This window comes from Gemmobacter aquaticus, from assembly GCF_007859075.1.
Classification (GTDB): Bacteria; Pseudomonadota; Alphaproteobacteria; order Rhodobacterales; family Rhodobacteraceae; genus Gemmobacter; species Gemmobacter aquaticus.
The window spans coordinates 131,384-148,433 of sequence record NZ_VOAK01000024.1; the positions used below are offsets into that span (position 1 = coordinate 131,384).

Annotated in this window: 16 protein-coding genes and 1 tRNA gene; 9 read left to right on the top strand and 8 right to left on the bottom strand. The window is 61.9% G+C overall.

Annotated elements, in window-relative coordinates:
• Positions 1-52: 52 nt before the first annotated feature.
• The 6 genes from FQU74_RS16450 (at position 53) to FQU74_RS16475 (ending at position 3,216) form a co-directional block, all read left to right on the top strand.
• On the top strand, positions 53-943 hold the full coding sequence (locus FQU74_RS16450) for a carbon-nitrogen hydrolase family protein (RefSeq protein ID WP_146287569.1): 891 nt from the start codon (positions 53-55) through the stop codon (positions 941-943).
• Positions 944-1,040: 97 nt separating this feature from the next.
• Positions 1,041-1,259 (top strand): translation initiation factor IF-1, encoded by a 219-nt coding sequence (infA, locus tag FQU74_RS16455; RefSeq protein ID WP_054301515.1) that lies wholly within the window; start codon positions 1,041-1,043, stop codon positions 1,257-1,259.
• The gene (locus FQU74_RS16460; protein ID WP_146287570.1) at positions 1,256-1,843 is read left to right on the top strand and encodes a Maf family protein; all 588 of its coding nucleotides are present in this window, start codon (positions 1,256-1,258) and stop codon (positions 1,841-1,843) included. The genes infA and FQU74_RS16460 overlap by 4 nt, the downstream gene beginning before the upstream one ends.
• On the top strand, positions 1,840-2,886 hold the full coding sequence (locus FQU74_RS16465) for a ribonuclease E/G (RefSeq protein WP_146287571.1): 1,047 nt from the start codon (positions 1,840-1,842) through the stop codon (positions 2,884-2,886). The genes FQU74_RS16460 and FQU74_RS16465 overlap by 4 nt, the downstream gene beginning before the upstream one ends.
• The gene (locus FQU74_RS16470) at positions 2,883-3,059 is read left to right on the top strand and encodes a DNA gyrase inhibitor YacG (protein ID WP_146287572.1); all 177 of its coding nucleotides are present in this window, start codon (positions 2,883-2,885) and stop codon (positions 3,057-3,059) included. Before FQU74_RS16465 ends, FQU74_RS16470 begins: the two co-directional genes overlap by 4 nt.
• Before the next feature lie 81 nt (positions 3,060-3,140).
• Positions 3,141-3,216, top strand: a tRNA-Phe gene (locus tag FQU74_RS16475).
• A gap of 539 nt (positions 3,217-3,755) precedes the next feature.
• Here FQU74_RS16475 and pcaF read toward each other — a convergent pair.
• The 7 genes from pcaF to FQU74_RS16510 are packed head-to-tail and all read right to left on the bottom strand — an operon-like array spanning position 3,756 to position 12,547.
• Positions 3,756-4,955: a 3-oxoadipyl-CoA thiolase gene (gene pcaF / locus FQU74_RS16480; RefSeq protein WP_146287573.1), complete on the bottom strand. Its 1,200-nt coding sequence runs from the start codon at positions 4,953-4,955 to the stop codon at positions 3,756-3,758.
• Between the two features lie 30 nt (positions 4,956-4,985).
• Positions 4,986-5,627: a glutathione S-transferase family protein gene (locus tag FQU74_RS16485; protein WP_146287574.1), complete on the bottom strand. Its 642-nt coding sequence runs from the start codon at positions 5,625-5,627 to the stop codon at positions 4,986-4,988.
• Positions 5,624-6,442 carry a ThuA domain-containing protein gene (locus tag FQU74_RS16490; protein ID WP_146287575.1) on the bottom strand — a complete coding sequence of 273 codons (819 nt, stop codon included), beginning with the start codon at positions 6,440-6,442 and terminating at the stop codon, positions 5,624-5,626. Before FQU74_RS16490 ends, FQU74_RS16485 begins: the two co-directional genes overlap by 4 nt.
• Positions 6,443-6,453: 11 nt before the next feature.
• Entirely contained in the window at positions 6,454-7,416 is a 963-nt protein-coding gene (locus tag FQU74_RS16495; RefSeq protein WP_146287576.1) for an aminotransferase class IV, read from the bottom strand.
• A 12-nt stretch (positions 7,417-7,428) separates the two neighbouring features.
• Complete coding sequence (locus FQU74_RS16500; protein ID WP_146287577.1) at positions 7,429-8,673, bottom strand: aminotransferase class III-fold pyridoxal phosphate-dependent enzyme; 1,245 nt, start codon at positions 8,671-8,673, stop codon at positions 7,429-7,431.
• Positions 8,674-8,729: 56 nt separating this feature from the next.
• Entirely contained in the window at positions 8,730-10,328 is a 1,599-nt protein-coding gene (locus tag FQU74_RS16505) for an ABC transporter substrate-binding protein (protein WP_146287578.1), read from the bottom strand.
• A 44-nt stretch (positions 10,329-10,372) separates the two neighbouring features.
• Positions 10,373-12,547, bottom strand: a complete 2,175-nt coding sequence (locus FQU74_RS16510) for an alpha-ketoacid dehydrogenase subunit alpha/beta (protein WP_146287579.1) — start codon at positions 12,545-12,547, stop codon at positions 10,373-10,375.
• Positions 12,548-12,715: 168 nt separating this feature from the next.
• On the opposite strand from FQU74_RS16510, the gene FQU74_RS16515 reads away from it, so the two are divergent.
• From FQU74_RS16515 to FQU74_RS16525, 3 genes are read left to right on the top strand one after another with little or no spacing between them, the layout of a single operon-like run.
• Positions 12,716-13,858 carry an acyl-CoA dehydrogenase family protein gene (locus FQU74_RS16515; protein WP_146287580.1) on the top strand — a complete coding sequence of 381 codons (1,143 nt, stop codon included), beginning with the start codon at positions 12,716-12,718 and terminating at the stop codon, positions 13,856-13,858.
• A gap of 5 nt (positions 13,859-13,863) precedes the next feature.
• Positions 13,864-15,120: a four-carbon acid sugar kinase family protein gene (locus FQU74_RS16520; RefSeq protein WP_146287581.1), complete on the top strand. Its 1,257-nt coding sequence runs from the start codon at positions 13,864-13,866 to the stop codon at positions 15,118-15,120.
• Positions 15,117-15,758: a class II aldolase/adducin family protein gene (locus FQU74_RS16525; RefSeq protein WP_146287582.1), complete on the top strand. Its 642-nt coding sequence runs from the start codon at positions 15,117-15,119 to the stop codon at positions 15,756-15,758. The genes FQU74_RS16520 and FQU74_RS16525 overlap by 4 nt, the downstream gene beginning before the upstream one ends.
• A gap of 7 nt (positions 15,759-15,765) precedes the next feature.
• Here FQU74_RS16525 and FQU74_RS16530 read toward each other — a convergent pair whose 3' ends face one another.
• Complete coding sequence (locus FQU74_RS16530; RefSeq protein WP_146287583.1) at positions 15,766-17,046, bottom strand: acetoin dehydrogenase dihydrolipoyllysine-residue acetyltransferase subunit; 1,281 nt, start codon at positions 17,044-17,046, stop codon at positions 15,766-15,768.
• Positions 17,047-17,050: the final 4 nt, after the last annotated feature.

A 17,050-nucleotide genomic window follows, 5' to 3' on the forward strand; every position in this document is an offset into this window, starting at 1 on the left:
GCACGCAGCCCCACATGGGCCATGCGAGCCTCGGCGCAACGATGAGGAACAGATGACCGACGTAAGGATTGCCGCCGCCGCGTGGCCGCTGGACGAACTGGCCGACTTTACCGCCTATGAGGTCAAGTTATCGACATGGGTGACCGAGGCCGCAGCACGTGGCGCCGAGCTTCTGGTTTTCCCCGAATATGGCGCGATGGAGCTGGGAAGCCTTGCCGGGCGCGCAATCTCGACCGATCTCGAGGCCTGCTTGCACGAGGTCGCGCGCTGGAAACCGCAGGTCGATGACCTGCACATCCGCCTCGCCGCCAGATTCGGGCTGCATATCCTTGGTGCCTCGGGTCCGGTCTTCATTGAAGGTCAGGCACGCCCGGTGAACCGCGCCACGCTTTATGGCCCCGACGGCATCCTTGGCCATCAGGACAAACAGATCATGACGCGGTTCGAACGCGAGATCTGGTTTGTCGATCCGGGTCAGGGGCTGCGGGTCTTTGATACACCCTTGGGTCGGCTGGGCATCGCCATCTGCTATGACAGCGAATTCCCCCTGTTGTCGCGCGCCCTTGTCGAGGCTGGGGCCGAGATTCTACTGGTGCCATCCTGCACCGACACCTTCCGCGGCTTTACGCGCGTCAGGGTGGGGGCCATGGCGCGTGCCCTTGAAAATCAATGCGTTGTGGTTCACTCGCCCACCGTCGGCCTTTGTGATTTCTGCCCTGCCGTCGATGAGAATGTGGGCTCTGCGGCGATCTATGGCCCTCCTGATCTGGGATTTCCCGAGAACGGCATTTTTGCCGAGTCAGTCCTGAACCAGCCGGGCTGGGTTTATGCGACCGTATCGCGCGATCACATCGCCCGCGTGCGGCGCGATGGGGGCGTTTTGAACCACCTGCATTGGGATGAACAAGCCCCGCGGATCGCCGCAGGCGTCGTTACGGGCTGACCGGGCGCACGATTCCCCCTTGAAAATCAGCACAAACAGGCGCATCTGTCGCCCGAGCCTGCGAAGCCTTCGCGGGCCAAACCCATTTGGAGTGACCATGGCCAAGGAAGAACTGCTCGAATTCCCCGGTGTCGTGAAGGAACTCCTGCCGAACGCGACATTCAAGGTCGAGCTGGAAAACGGCCATGAACTGATCGCGACGATGGCAGGCAAGATGCGCAAGAACCGCATCCGCGTTCTGGCAGGCGACAAAGTGCAGGTTGAAATGACCCCCTACGATCTGTCGAAGGGCCGCATCAATTATCGTTTCAAGTGAAGCTGATCCTCGGATCCGCCAGTCCGCGCCGGAAAGAACTTCTGGCGCAGCTTGGCATTGTGCCCGACGCGATCCTGCCCCCTGACATCGACGAAGACCCAGTCAAGGGAGAGCTTCCGCGCCCCTATTGCATGCGGCTGGCGCAGGAAAAGGCGCAGGCCGTTGTCGCGGGTGAGGACGATATCGTGCTTTGCGCCGATACCACGGTCGCCGTCGGGCGCCGCATCCTGGGCAAGCCTGCCGATGCGGGCGAGGCTGCGGCCTTTCTGACCCTTCTGGGCGGACGGCGCCATCAGGTGATCACCGCCATAGCGGTTCGGCGCGGCGCGCGGCTCTGGTCGCGCGAGGTGGTGACCGACGTCAAGATGAAGCGGCTGTCTGACCTTGAACTGAACACCTATCTCGCCAGCGGCGAATGGCAGGGCAAGGCTGGCGGATATGCCATTCAGGGGCTGGCGGGTGCCTTCATCCCTTGGATTTCGGGCTCGTTCACCGGCGTCGTTGGCCTGCCCGTGGCCGAAACGGCCGCCCTGCTCGCCGCTGCGGGCTATCCGATCTACCAATCCGAACGGAGCTTTGCATGAAAGGCCGCGTGATCGTGCTGGACACCTGGGGAGAGCGGCAGGCCGCCGCCCTTGTGGTGGATGGCGTGTTGCAGGATCTGGCGATCGATCCGGCGGATGATGCCCCCCTACCGGGCGCCATCTATCGCGGCACCGTTGACCGGCCCGTCAAGGGGCAAGGCGGCGTCTTTCTGCGCTTGCCGGGGGGCCAGTCTGGCTTTCTGCGGCAGGTCTCTGGACTTTCGCCGGGTCAATCGGTGCTGGTCCAGATCACCGGCACCGCCGAGCCCGGCAAGGCGCTGCCCGTCACCACGCGGCTTCTTTTCAAAAGCCGCTATGCCATCGTAACCCCCGGCGCACCCGGCCTGAATATCAGCCGCCGCATCCACGATGAAGATCTGCGCGATGATCTCGAGTCGCTTGCCAAGGCCGGGATGGATGGCGCACCACACGATCTGGGCCTGATCCTTCGCTCCGCCTGCGACGGTGCGGATGAAGCCGAAATCGCCGAGGACATCCTTGCGATGCGGGACCTCGCCATCGCGGTTCTGAATGACGCAGATGGCCCGCCTGAACTGCTGATCGAGGGCCCCGCCGCACACGAATTCGCATGGCGCGAGTGGGCCGACCCCGCACCGGACGAGATTGTTCAAGGCAGCTTCCGCGACCACGGCGTCGATGAGATGCTCGATGGGCTGCTCTCGGCCCGCGTGCCCCTCGCTGGCGGCGCCCATGTCTATATCGAACCCACCCGCGCACTGGTCGCGGTGGACGTGAACACCGGCGCCGATACCTCGCCCGCGGCCAGCCTGAAGGCGAACATCGCCGCCGCCCGCGACCTGCCGCGCCAGTTGCGGTTGCGCGGGCTTGGCGGTCAGATTGTGGTCGACTTTGCTCCGATGCCCAAGAAGGATCGCGCCACACTGGATCAGGTGCTGCGCGCCGCCTTCAAAGGCGAGTCGGCGGAAACGAGCCTCTCGGGCTGGACGACTCTCGGCCTTTATGAACTGGTCCGCAAACGCGACCGTTTGGCCCTTTCCGCCCTGCTTGCGGGGCGTGCATGAGCTGCCCGATCTGCCAGAAGGACAGCGATCCGAAGTACCGCCCCTTCTGTTCGCGCCGCTGCGCTGACATCGATCTGGGGCGCTGGCTCAAGGGCGGTTACGTCATTCCCGGCACGGCGCAAGAGGAAGACGACCCCGCCCCCGGCACGCCCGAAGAATCGCCGAGGCATTGAGTTTTTTTCACTGAACCCTCTGGACAGCCCCGACTCCCTCGCATAATACCCCCTCACCAAACGGCAGTTACTGCCCACGGTGCCCGGATAGCTCAGTTGGTAGAGCAGCGGATTGAAAATCCGCGTGTCGGCGGTTCAAATCCGTCTCCGGGCACCACTTAAATCCCTGAAATACTACGATTAATTATTTGTCACTCGGTCGTCGCTTCTGAAATCTCCCGATCTGGGCTACTTATGGGCTACATTGCGCAGTGCCTTGGAGCAGGTTCCGATTGAGTTCGTTGGGCGCCAACAATTCAGATGCCCAGCTGAGATCGAACCTTCCAACAGAAGGTTTCTTGACAAAGGACACCGCGAATCGACCTAGCTACTTGCAAGGGCGAGGGAGGGAAGCGTCAGGCGGTAGACATAGTGGCTGGCTATCAGACTTAAGAACTCATGATGGGCCAGAATTCATCAAGATGACGCGATGGCAAAAATTGTACGATGTAACCTTCGAGACGACCAGAGTTCGTTAGGCTCCGCGCCGACTAAGCCTCATGACCCCAAATGCTACAGGTGCGCAGTTGAGCTGTCCTACACGCACTGGGTTCCAGTGTGAGCGACTGCGACGAATGTCCGCAACTCCATTGTCAAGGCCTCGAAGCCCATGGCTCTACCCACAAGGGCCGACTTCCCTAACATCCGACCGTCCGATCAAACCCTCTCAAGCGCAACTGAGATTCCCTGACCGACGCCGATGCACATGGTCGCAATTGCGCGACGCCCACCCTTTTCCACAAGTTCCAGCGCCGCAGTTCCGGTGATCCGCGCGCCCGACATACCAAGCGGATGTCCGAGTGCGATGGCCCCCCCGTTGGGGTTCACACGCGGATCGTCTTCTGCGATGCCAAGCTGTCGCAGGGTCGCAATCCCCTGTGCGGCGAAAGCTTCGTTCAGTTCGATCACATCCAGGTCGTCACTCTTCAGACCTAACCGAGCCATCAGCTTCTGGCTAGCTGGTGCGGGACCTATCCCCATCACCCGAGGGGGAACACCCGCCGTCGCTCCTCCAAGTATCCGCACGATGGGCCGAAGCCCGTATGCCTTTATCGCCGCCTCGGAGGCGATAACCAGCGCGGCAGCCCCGTCATTGACGCCAGAGGCGTTTCCCGCCGTAACCGATCCGTTGGAAAACAGCGGCTTCAGACGCGCAAGAGCTTCCAGCGTTGTCGCGCGGGGATGTTCGTCACGGTCAACAGTAAGGGGATCACCCTTGCGCTGCGGGATCGTGACTGGGGTGATTTCCTTCGCGAGCCGCCCGTTTCTCTGCGCTGCCGCCGCCTTGGTCTGAGAGCTGAGCGCCATCGCGTCCTGCGCCTCGCGGCTGACGCCATACTCGTCAGCGACATTCTGCCCGGTCTGGGGCATGGAGTCGGTGCCGTAGGAGGACTGCATGGCCGGATTAACAAGACGCCAGCCAATGGTGGTGTCGTGGATCTCGGCATGACGCGAGAACGCGCCTTCAGCTTTCGGCATGACAAAGGGGGCGCGAGACATGCTTTCAACGCCGCCCGCAATCATAAGATTGGCCTCACCGGCGGCCACTGCACGCGCAGCCGTCAGCACTGCATCCATGCCAGAGCCGCAAAGGCGGTTGATTGTCGTTCCCGTGACTCCCACAGGAAGGCCTGCGAGCAGCAAGGACATCCGTGCAATATTGCGGTTATCCTCGCCTGCCTGATTGGCGCAGCCAAAGATCACGTCGTCAACGCTTTCCCAGTCGACACCAGTGTTTCGTGACATGAGCGCACGCAACGGGATCGCTCCAAGATCGTCTGGACGTACAGACGAGATCGCGCCACCGTAACGGCCGATCGGGGTGCGAATATAGTCGCAGATATAAACCGGGGTCATGTAAGCTCCCTTGAATGCGTCAAAGCGCGGTCAGGCTCTGCCGTACGCCAGCGCTGCGGTTTCACCCGCCGCGGGGCGTTCCGAGATCCGCGCGAACCACTCGGTCAGACGTCGGTTCTGCGGCTGGATCGGAAGCCCTGCGCGCTGAGCTGCAAAATCAACGAAACACCACAGAACAATGTCAGCCAGAGAGAGGGCATCACCCGCCACAAAGGCCCGGTTGCCCAATTGTTTGTCGAGCCAGGCGGCACCATCCTCCGCCAGCGCCGCCATGCCCTCTGCCGCCTCTGGCAGACAGCGGGTGCGATTTTCGAACACCCGCAATCCCGGTCCGTACCGGAAGGCCATCGTAACCGGGTGACAATATGCCTGTTCGACCCGTCGCACCCAGGCCAGCACTTCGGCGCGCCGTTCAGGCGTGGGACCGATGAGGGACGCGCCCCCCAGAACTCCCTCCAGATAGTCGCAGATTACGGGCATTTCGCAGACGGCTTGCCCGGATTCCAACCGCAACACGGGCAACTGCCCAGCGGGGTTCATGGCCAGGAACGCCGGGGCGCGATTTTCGCCCCCGACCAGATCGACGCGGATCTCATCGATCGAAAAGCCCTTCTCCTGCAGAAAAAACCGCACGATTCGCGGGTTCGGCCCGACTGAGACGTAAAGTTTCATCGACCTGCCCCACGCCACGGGCTTTCCGCCATCGTCCAATCCAGCGCGTTGCGGACAAGTCTGCGATACAGCGGGTCCTGAAACGTCTCGCCATAGTGGCCCGGCTGAATATAGGCCACCGCGCTATTGCCCGATCGCTTGGTCCAGACGACTGCGCTGTCACCATCGGAACGCTCCCAGTCGCGGTTCGACCGGCGTTCACCGTTCATTGCGAGGGCCATCGAATATAGGTTGCGGCAAGTCAGTTTCACATCCGTCCGCGCAACAACATCGATTTCGGCGGTAAAGACCTCCATCAGATAGGCCTCATCGCGCAAGGTGAAGGCCGATGGCAGACCACGGAAAAGGGGATGCGCGGCATCGGTCGCCGTGATCGTCATATCCATCTCTGCACGCGTGCCTCCATCCATCACTTCCTGGCCTCGAAGAGTTCCGGGAAAGTGATAAAGCGCGCCGCCAAGTGCCTCGGCCCATTCGGGCCAGGTTGTCCAAGCCGCGATGGCGTGGTGCAGGGCAACGATCGGCATTCCCGCGTCCAGCAGCGCGGCAAACCCCGCACGCATGTCGGGTGAGGGGTCCCTTTGGTAGCCTGCCCCGCTCCACGGATCGCCACCTGGCATATCGTAGAACACCAGCGCATCCACATCGGCCAAGGCAGAGGGATTGAGCACCTTTTCGGCTAGCGGATGCTCCACGAGGAAGCATTCCATACCCTCGAAGCTTTCGAACATCGCCATTAGTGCGGTTCGGTCATAGGTATGTCCGTTGCCGACCACCAGCACGCGCGGGCGCACTTCGTAGTTCAGGAATCCCATGTCCCTTGCTTTCAGTAGTAGTTGATCGGGAAGCTGAATTCTGGGTCCGAATGTGCGTCCCAATAGGCTTTCCACAGGGTCTTGGTGACGGGCCCTACTTGGCCGTCCCCCACGGGCTGTCCATCCAGGATGGTAATTGGCATGACGCCACCGGCAGTGGTGACAAACATGATCTCTTCACTGTCATAGGCAAGTTGGACGGGGATGTCGTCGACCACGCAATCCAGACCAAGACGTTCGGCCAGCTTCAACACGGTCTTGCGTGTTACGCCCTCCAGCACACCGCGACGCGGCGTGTAAATCCGCCCATCCTTGACCAGAACCACGTTAAAGCCCGAGCCTTCAGTCAAGTTCCCATCGCCGTCGCTCAGGATCGGATACATAGCGCCCCTGTCCCGCGCCTCAAAGATAGCTCGCGTGAAATCGCCCCACTGCAAGTTCTTGACTGTGGGATCGATTGCCCCGGCCGGAATGCGGCGCACCGTGCGAGCAATCACTGCGGAGCCGCCTGCCTTCTGCACCTCCTCCCCCATGACCCAGAGGTAAGGGGTGACCAAAAGATAGCAGTGGTTCGGGCAATCCTCGGGTGCATACTGGCGCACATAGCGCAGACCGCGGGTCATGAACATCATCACATAGGCATCGCGGATGCCGCTTTTCGCAACCATCTCTACCAGCCGGTCGCGGATCTCCTGCCGGGGGATCGGACTGACCATCCGCAGCTTCTTCATGCTGGCTTCGAACCGGTCAAGGTGATCATCCAGCCGGAAGAAACGGCCGTCCCAGACAGCTGGCACATCATAGGTGAGGTCAGACTTCATGAAGCCTTGGTCAAGCAGCGGAATCTTGGCCTCGGCAACAGGCACGTAATCCCCGCCAACCCAAGCGATACCCTTGGCGAATGGGTTGGTGCTGGCCTCAAGCTCGTCGCAGCGGCGACGGTAGTCATTGAAAATATAGTCAGTATAGGACATTCGGGATTCCTCTCAGGCGTGTTCGACGCCAGCGGCGACGATTTCGGTGAATGCGGCATCTACACCTTCGATGGCGCGGTCGATTTCCGCCGGCCCGTGGGCGGCGCAGAGGAACATGTTGTGCTTCGGATGCAGATAGACCCCGTGACGCAGCGCCGCGAGGCAAAGCGCGTTTCCGATCCGCAAATCCTGGTCACCATCGACCAGAACCATTGGCATCTGAACTGGTCCGGTCTGGCGCAGCCGGAAACCGTGGCGGGCGGCCACCTGATCCAGCCCGCTGCGCAGGCGCTCACCCATCACCACTGTATGCGCCAGCGCATCGGTATCGCGGAGGATACGAATAGTCGCGAGCCCTGCTGCCATCGCAGCCGCACCATACCAGAACGAACCGGTAGAGAAGATTTTCTCCGCCCCTTCACGAGCGCGATCTGATCCAGCGATAGCGGCCAGCGGCCAGCCGTTGGCGATGGCCTTGGAATAGGCCGCAAGGTCTGGCTTGACGGCCTGTGCGGCCCAGCTGCCGCGTACGTCAAGTCGGAAGCCAGCCCGTACATCATCGCAGATCAGCATTGCGCCTGTGCGGTCGCAGTGCGCGCGCGCCGCTTTCAGAAAATCTGTAGTTGCCATTTCCTGATCGCGCCCGACGTCGTGGCGGAAGGCCGTCAGGATGATCGCGGCCAGATCGTCGCCCGCTTCGGCAACCGCGGTATCGAGGCTGGCCACGTCGCCCCATTCAAACGTCATCAGATGCGCGCGGTCTTCTGCCGTAACCCCGACGACGGACGGGGAACACCATGGCACCGCGCCATGATACGCCCCCTTTGCCATAATCACCTTGCGCCGCCCGGTTCCTGCACGGGCAATGGTGACACAAGCGGTGGTCGCATCGGTCCCGTTCTTCTGGAACAGACACCAATCGGCATGATCCAGGGTGTCGGTCAGCGTCTCGGCCAGTTCGATCAGCGTCTCGGTTGGACCATTGCCCGAATCCACCTCGCGCAGTTGCTTCATCACTGCGGCTTCAACGTTTGGATGCCGATAACCCAGCACATTCGGTCCCCAGGCACACATGAAATCAATGTACTCGTTGCCATCAGCGTCCCAGACGCGGCAGCCATCGGCGCGCGAGAAGAACTGCGGATAGCCTGGCGCGATGGCGCGGGTGGCCATATGCCCCCACATGCCGTTGGGTATCACCCTTCGCGCGCGTTCGATCAGGGCTGAATCTCGGGAGTTGGCAAGGAGGCGGGTCATGCTTCGGTCCTCAGCAAGAAAAAGCGGGGGCACCGAGGGCGCCCCCGCATCTATCGTCAGTTCGTGATTTCGGCGAGCGGCAGGTTGCAGCAGGCGCTGTAGCGCACACCCTTGACGTTGGGCCCGTAGGCCAGGATCAGGTCAGGGCTGACCATGGGAATGATGATCTTGTTCTTGATCATTTCCTGTGCAGCCTCGGACCACAGCTTCTCTGCCTCTTCAGCCGTCGACGCTGCCAAGGCCTGCGCCTTCAGCTCACCGGGCCGGGGATTAACAATCTCGGGTTTGTTTGCCCCACCTGCACGCTTGGCCCAGACCGACCCGTCCTGCATGCCGAAGACGTCGACGTACTGGGACGTTCCGAAGAAGTCCGGCGCGAAGAACACAGCAGTCAGCGGGATATGGTCACCATTGGCAGCCTCACGCCAGTTGGCGAACGGCACGGGCTGCAATTCGAGCGCCACACCCACTTTGCTGAGGTCTTGCTGGATTTTCTGCATCATGAGGTTGAAGTCGACACCGTAGACATTCATGTCGGGGTAGATCGTCTGCAGGGTGAACCCATCGGCAAGTCCCGCTGCGGCCAGCATTTCTTTGGCCTTTTCGGGATTGTACTCTGGAACCTGGTGCCCGTCCCCACCGGGGAAACCCAGCGGGATCGGCGCGGCGAGCGGACGCCCGGCCCCACCCAGCGTAAAGTCGATGAGTGAGGTGCGATCTATGGCAATCGAGATCGCCTCGCGCACTTCGGGTGACATGTCGATCGTCGTAGCCTTCGCCCCAGGGGAGAGTGCGATATAGACGAAGTTGTAGGACGGCACCCGCTCGACGATCGCAGGTGTCCCTTCAAGCGACTTGGCAGTTTCGGGGTCAATCTGCATTGCGATATCGACCGAACCCGATTGTAGCATCTGCGCCTGCGAAACGGCATCCTTTGCTTGGCGGAAGATCACCTCGGGCAAGACTGGTTTCGTGCGCCAGTAGTTCTCGTTCCGCGCCAGGCGCAGCTCAGAGTTGGGCTCGTAGGCCGCCAGAACGAAGGGGCCGCTGCCTGCCGAGTTCGAAAGGAACCAGGTCTCAGACGTGTCCTTTTCTGCTGCAGTCTCGTCGGCCAGAGCGCCGTTCGCGGCCGCAACGTCACTGTTGATGACGCCGAGGAAACCCGCAGCCACCTGATTGAGAAACTCGGAGTTCGGGGCAGAGAGTTTGATCACGACGGTCTGGGGATCCGGCGTGTCGATCGACACGATGGGATCGGCTAGGAAGGACGCATTGCCCTTGATGTTCTTCAATCGCTCAAACGACCATTTGACATCCTTCGACTCAACAGCCGAGCCGTCCGAGAACTTTGCCGCTGCATCGAGTGTGAACGAGAATTCCGTCTGCTCGGCGTTTGACGTCCAGCTTGCCGCCAGGAGGGGTTGGAGCTTGTTGTCCTTGTCCAGCGTGACCAGCTGCTCATACACTGAGGTATTGTAGATCTGGCACGTGTCGCACCACGCCCGGGCAGGATCGAGTGCATTTACGTCCATGTCCCGCGCGATAACCAGAGGTTTTTCCTGCGCCTGTGCCCCGGGGACAAAGAGCCCGAAGACCGCCGTCACGAGCGCCAATGACAGCACCGCTGCCTTTGGCATCAGAAGCTTGAGTTCCATTTGCCGTCCTCCTTGTTGTTGGACCCAGTCTTGGGTTCCCTGTTCTAGTTTTCAGTGATGCGAAGCAGCGCCTCGCGGATATCCGCCGCAGAACCAAGTGCGGCGCGATTCAGGACTGACGAGACGGTGGGCGCAGCAAGCCCGCCGGTCACACGCAGGATTTCGTGGTCAAGGCTGTCAAAGAACCGCGCTTGTATGCCGTCTGCCCAGGTGGCACCCATGGACATGCTGCGCGCGGTCTGTTCGGCGATGATGACGCGGCCGGTGCGGTCGATCGACTGGCCGATGGTCTCCCAGTCAATCCCGTGATGATCGAGGCTGCGCAGGTCGATGACCTCGGCGTCAATGCCAGTCTCCTCGACCGCCTTCATTGCATTTGCAACCATGACCGAGGTGGCGAGGATTGTGCAGGCGCTGCCGCGTCGCACCATATGGGAACGGCCGAAGGGTATGCAGAAATCGCGGTCTCCGGCGGGTACGTCGAACTCGCGCTGATAGAGCTCGGTATGTTCGATGACGACGACCGGATCGTCGCAGCGAAGCGCGCTGTTCATCAGGCCGATATAGTCGTGGGCGGTGGCCGGGCTGACAATACGCCAGCCAGGGAACATTCCAAACAGCGCGGACGGATCAGCGCTGTGTTGTGATCCATAGCCGGTATGGGGCGATACCCGGACACGCATGACCAGCGGGACCGGAAAACCAGACCCGAACATGTGCCGCACCTTGCCCACCCCGTGTGCGATCTGGTCGGCTGCAGTAAAACAGAAGTCACCGAACATGATCTCGACGACGGGGCGCAGACCACTCAGCGCCGCACCAAGCGCCACACCGGTAAAGCCGTTCTCGGCAATCGGCATCGGCAACACGCGACCGGGCCAACGTTCCAGTGCCCCCTTGGTAAAGCCCGAGACGCCGCCGCGCATCTGGTGGACGTCCTCGCCCAGAACGATGATGCGCGGATCACGATCCATCGCAGATGCAAGCGCTTCCGACGCGGCCGAGACAAATTTGATCCGTTCGGTCGTAACGCCAGCCATTGCGTCATGGTCCAGCATCCGCGCGCCAGCCAACTCTGACAGATCCCCCAGTATGCCGTCATCCCGGCTGGCGGGGTCGGGCCAGAGCCGTTCGGGGATCCGCAGGGCATTTCCGCCAGGTACGGTTTCGGTCAATTGCGCGGCTGCATTTGCCACCCGATCCGTCACAACGGCATCGATCCGGGCCAGATCCTCGGCGGTTGCGATGCCCATTGCGCGCAGCCGCGCGGCGGCGGTTGTGACGGGGTCGCGCGCGAGCCACTCCTCTTCCTCGTCAGCCGGGCGATAGCCAAAATCACTGCCCCGGCGACCGCCTGACTGATGGAAGTGGCGATAGAGAAGTGCCTCTACCACAACGGGGCCACCATCGCTTGCGATGATACGCCGCGCTTCGGCCATCGCGAGGTGTATGGCGACGACATCCATCCCGTCGACCTCTATGGACGGGATCCCCAACATCGCTCCGCGCGAGGAAATCCGCGTCTCTCGCGTGATGTCGGTAATACGGGTCGAAACGCCGTAAAGATTATTCTCAATGAAGAAGATGGTGGGAACGCGTTGCGCGGCGGCGATGTTCATCGCCTCATAACTTGCGCCGTTCTGTGCCGCACCATCACCGAAGAAGGCAACAGATACCTGATCTCGGCCCAGCATCTTGTCGGCCAGTGCGTAGCCCACAGCATGGGGCGGGTTGCCGCCGACGATTGCCGACGTGCCCATGATCCCGGACGCGGCATTGCGCATGTGCATGGACCCGCCACGCCCTCCGCAGTAGCCGGGCGTAAGGCCCATGATTTCGGCCATGAACTTGTGGATCGCCTCGTCCATCTCTGGCGTGAAGGCGTCACTCAGGACATCAAAGCCCAGGGGCGTGACCGCGTTGACCAGTTTCAGCAGAACCTGATGATGCGCGCGATGGGTGCCGTTGATGCGATCCTCAGGCCCCAATACCGACATGGCACCCACTGCGCCGGCCTCTTGACCGATACTGGCATGGGCGGGTCCATGAATCAGACCGGCCTTTTCCAGTTCCAGAAGCTTTTCCTCGAACCGGCGGATCAGAAGCATTTGGGCATACCAGCGCACAAGATCCGAAGGGCGCTCCACGCCCCAGTCGGCGTCTTCCGACTCCAGCCGGAACCAGGGGGCCGACGGGGTGATCTGGATCTGCTGGGCCATTCTTCGTTGTTCTCCGCTTCAGCGCTGATGGTGCCGAGTATGCCGCATCTTGTTTTATGGAAATTAATTCCGTTTTTGCTTGAATCGAACTCTAAGCCGTGCAAGCCTTAACTTGCAATAGAAATCTTCATGCCGGGCGCGGTCCGGCAACTGGGCAGGAAAAAGCTCATGATCCGAGACGCTGAAATCCTTGAAGGGCTGGTCGACGCTGTGCGCCGTTTTGTGCGCGAGCGGCTCGTCCCCGCCGAGGCGGGAGTGGAAGAGACCAATTCAATTCCACCTACGATCATCGACGAGATGCGCGAGCTTGGCCTGTTTGGCTTGTCGATTCCCGAGGAATTCGGTGGTCTTGGCCTGACCATGGAAGAGGAAGTCATGGTCGCGCTCGAACTTGGACAAACCTCGGCAGCCTTCCGATCGATCATCGGCACGAACAATGGAATCGGGTCGCAGGGCATCATTGTCGACGGAACGGCAGCTCAGAAAGCCTACTGGCTGCCGCTAATGGCTGCTGGCGAGGTGATCGGGTCATTTGCGCTGACTGAACCGGATGTCGGTTCAGATGCCGGATCGGTCAAGACAACCGCACGGCGCGTTGGGGATCACTACATCCTGAATGGCACCAAGCGCTACATTACTAACGCACCAGTAGCCAACGTCTTTACCCTGATGGCCCGCACTGGCGGCCCGGGTTCTGCAGGAGTGACGGCATTTCTGGTGCCTGCCGACAGCCCCGGCCTGTCACTGGGTCAACCCGACCGCAAGATGGGCCAGCGCGGCACCAAGACCTGCGACGTCATTCTTGACGACTGCAAAGTGTCCGCGGATGCAGTGATCGGCGGGGTCGAAGGTCAGGGGTTCAAGACCGCAATGAAGGTGCTGAACCGTGGACGCCTGCATATCGCCGCCTTCTGCGTGGGTCAGGCCCAGCGGCTATGTGACGAAGCGGTTGCGTTTGCCACCACACGCCACCAGTTTGGCAAGCCGATCGCAGAGCATCAGCTGGTGCAGGCCCTGTTGGCCGACAGCGCGACTGAAACCTATGCAGGGCGCTGCATGGTCATCGATGCAGCCCGCCGGTTTGATGCGGGCGAACGGATTATCCAAGACGCTGCGAGCTGCAAGCTCTTCTGCTCTGAAATGGTAGGCCGCGTGGCGGATCGGGCTGTACAGGTGCATGGTGGGGCGGGCTATATGCAGGACTATCCGGTCGAACATTTTTACCGAGATGTCCGTCTGTTCCGACTGTACGAAGGCACCTCCCAGATCCAGCAGATCATCATCGCGCGCGAGATGTGCGCACAGAGGTAAAGGTCATGCAATCCGCGCTCGGCATCATTGCAGATGATTTCACTGGCGCTGTCATGATCGCTGGAATGCTCGAAGGTGCAGGCTTCGCTTGCCCCGTGCTGTTTCAGCCAGAAGGTATTTCCGGGCAGGCAGACGTCCTGATTGCCGCCACCCGTTGCCGTACCCGGCCCGCAGACGAGGCGCGCGCCGAAATTGCCCTCTGGTACGACACGCTCGTAGACGCGGGATGCGCGCGTGTGGCCTACAAGGCATGCGCCAGTTTCGATTCCACCGCCCAAGGCAATATCGGCCCTGCGGCCGATCTGCTGGCTGCCCGCACGGGGCGCCGTCCGATACTGCTCAGCGCGGGCTTTCCCCGCTTTGGCGCCACGGTTCACCAAGGCTACCTCTTCTACCGGAATCGGCTCGTGTCAGACTCGATCAAGCGACTGGACCCGCTGACCCCGATGGAGGACCCCGATCTCGTACGTTTTCTCGGCCGTCAGACCAAGCACCCGGTGGCACTTGTCAGCCATTTGACCTTGCAGGGCGGGCTCGAGGCCGCAGCCGCAGCGGTGTCGGCCCACGCCCGCCAAGGTGCTGGGCATGTGCTTCTGGATGCTTCAGATGATGGTGATGTGGAAATATCGGCGGATCTGGCGAGGCGGCTGGATCTGCCGGTGGTGGCGAGTGATCCGTTGATTGTGGCACTCGCCAAAAGACTTGCGCGCCCTTCCGCGGTGCCCGCCCGTGCCCCACCGGCATCGGGCCCGGTTGCGGTACTGGCCGGCAGCACCGGGCCGGTCGTGCTGGCACAACTTGCCGCCCTGTCCGCAACGCATCCCGTTCTGACACTCGATCTGCTTGAACCCGGCGGTATCGACGGATTGGTGACAAGGGCGCTGAACTGGGCCGCAGCGCAATCCGGCTCTTTCGCGATCACGACCGCAACCGATGCAGATGGGCTCGCGCGCAGCCAGTCGGTATACGGTGCCGTCGGCGCTGCCAGACGGGCGGAAGCCGTCCTGGCAGCAGTGGCCGCGGGGCTACGAATTTCAGGACATCGTCACTTTGCAGTAGCCGGGGGCGAAACCTCGGGCGCTGTGGTCGCGGCGCTTGGCCTGCAGCGCGCACGCGCGCTGCCGGAAGGACGTCTTGGTTTGGGAACCTGCCTTTCCGATGCGGACGGTGACCCCCTGTGGCTATTTCTTAAACCCGGCAAGCTCGGGGCGGTGGACGTGCTTCAGCAAGCGATTGCCGAAGGTGAACGGAGAGCAAGATGACCCATGATGCTGCAGAGGCGCTGGTGTGGGCGGCGCTTGATGCCGAACAGCGGGGCCTGAACAGCGGCACGGCAGGCAACTTCAGCCTGCGGCACGGCGCGGGGCTTTTGATCACCCCAACCGGAATCCCCCCGGCAGAGATGCGGCCGGACCAGATCGTATCGATGGCATTGGATGGAAGCTGGCAGGGAACATGGCGACCGTCCTCGGAATGGGCAATCCATGCCCGAATCCTTGCCGCGCGGCCGGATGTTGGTGCGGTGGTTCACGCCCACCCCGATCACTCCGTGGCCCTTTCCTGCCTGCGGCAGGCGATCCCGGCATTTCACTACATGGTCGCGGGGTTCGGTGGGACAGAGATCCCCTGCAGCCCGTATGCATGTTTCGGCAGCGGTGAACTGGCCGATACGGTCGTGACTACGCTGGGCAGCCGGTATCACGCCTGTCTGATGGCCAATCATGGCATGGTAAGCGTCGGTCCGGACATGGCGACCGCGATCGCGCGGGCCGCCAAGCTGGAGATGCTGGCCCGGCAATACCTCCTCGCCCTTAGGGCGGGGAACCCCGCCCTGTTGAACGCCGATGAGATGGCGGAGGTCGCCGGACGCTACCGCGAATATGGTCGGCAGCCCGGCTGACGGCGCATCAGCCCGCGCTGCGCCACACCTCATGCAGCAGGCGCAGAGCCAACGCCGGATGCTCCAGATGCGGCAGGTGACCGCAGGCATCAACCGCATGCAGCCCGATCGTGGCAGGCAGACAGCGTGTAGTCGCGAATGGCAAGATGCGGTCCTGGCGCCCGAAGATAACCTTTGCTGGGATTTGCAGCCTTGCCAGATCCGCATGCACGGACAAAGCCTGCGTGCCATCCGGAAAGAAGCGCTCGGCGAACGCCTCCATCGCCGCCGTCAGACCGGTATCCAGCCGCGCCTCTGCGACGGCCTTGACGAAAGCTTCGCTGATGCCCGCAGGGTCGTGGACAAGGCGTTCCAGCCAGGGGCGCAAGCTGGTCGCGTTTTTCGCCCGCAGGATACCGCGGGTGAAAGCCTCGTCGATCTCCGGTCCAAGGCCCGCTGGCGCGAACAGACACAGACCGCGCAGATCAAGCCGCCCTCGTCCTGCCAGCCGCGCCGCGATGGCCCCGCCAAAAGAGTGCCCGGCCACCACGACGGGGCCTTCATGCCGCGCCAGGACTGCCGACTCGATTTGCGCGCATAGCGCATCGGCATCCGCCGGGGTCGCACGTGGCGAAGCGCCGTGTGCAGGCAGATCGATCGCAAAGGCGGGAAAATCAGCTCGTGCCCCGGCAAAAAGGCCACGCCAGTTGTTCAGATCGGCGCTATAGCCGTGCAACAATACGACTGGAATGCCAACCCCTTGACGCAACCAGACAGCGTTCAGTCCGGCGTCCTCTATCGGCGCCTCCGGCTTGTTCGGCGGCGCGGCAAGAGCTTCAAGTCTAGCGATAACGTCCGACTTCTGCACCCTGCCACGTGGGCCACTGCCGATAATCCCGGCAAGACTGACGCCCTGTTCGCGCGCTATGCGGCGTGCAAGCGGCGTGGGGTTCGGGCTCCGCGACTTTAGCGCCGGTGCGCCGGATCGCGTAGGTGGATGGCGTGTGTCAGGCTGCTCTGCCATAATAGTTTCGGTCGTCACGACCGCAGGAGCAGCAGGCGCCAGCACCTCATCCGCAACGATGATATGCGCGACTGAGGCGCCGACACCCACCTCGACACCTTCAGCCGTCGCATGGCGAAGGGTGCCATCGGCGGGCGCTTCCACTTCAACAGCAGCCTTGTCGTTGTCAATTTCAAAGATCACCTGACCGGTGCTGACAGCCGCCCCATCGGCAACCAGCCAGCGGGCAATCCGGCCTGTCTGCATTTCCAGACTGACCTTCGGATAAAGTACGGGAACCGGCATGGTG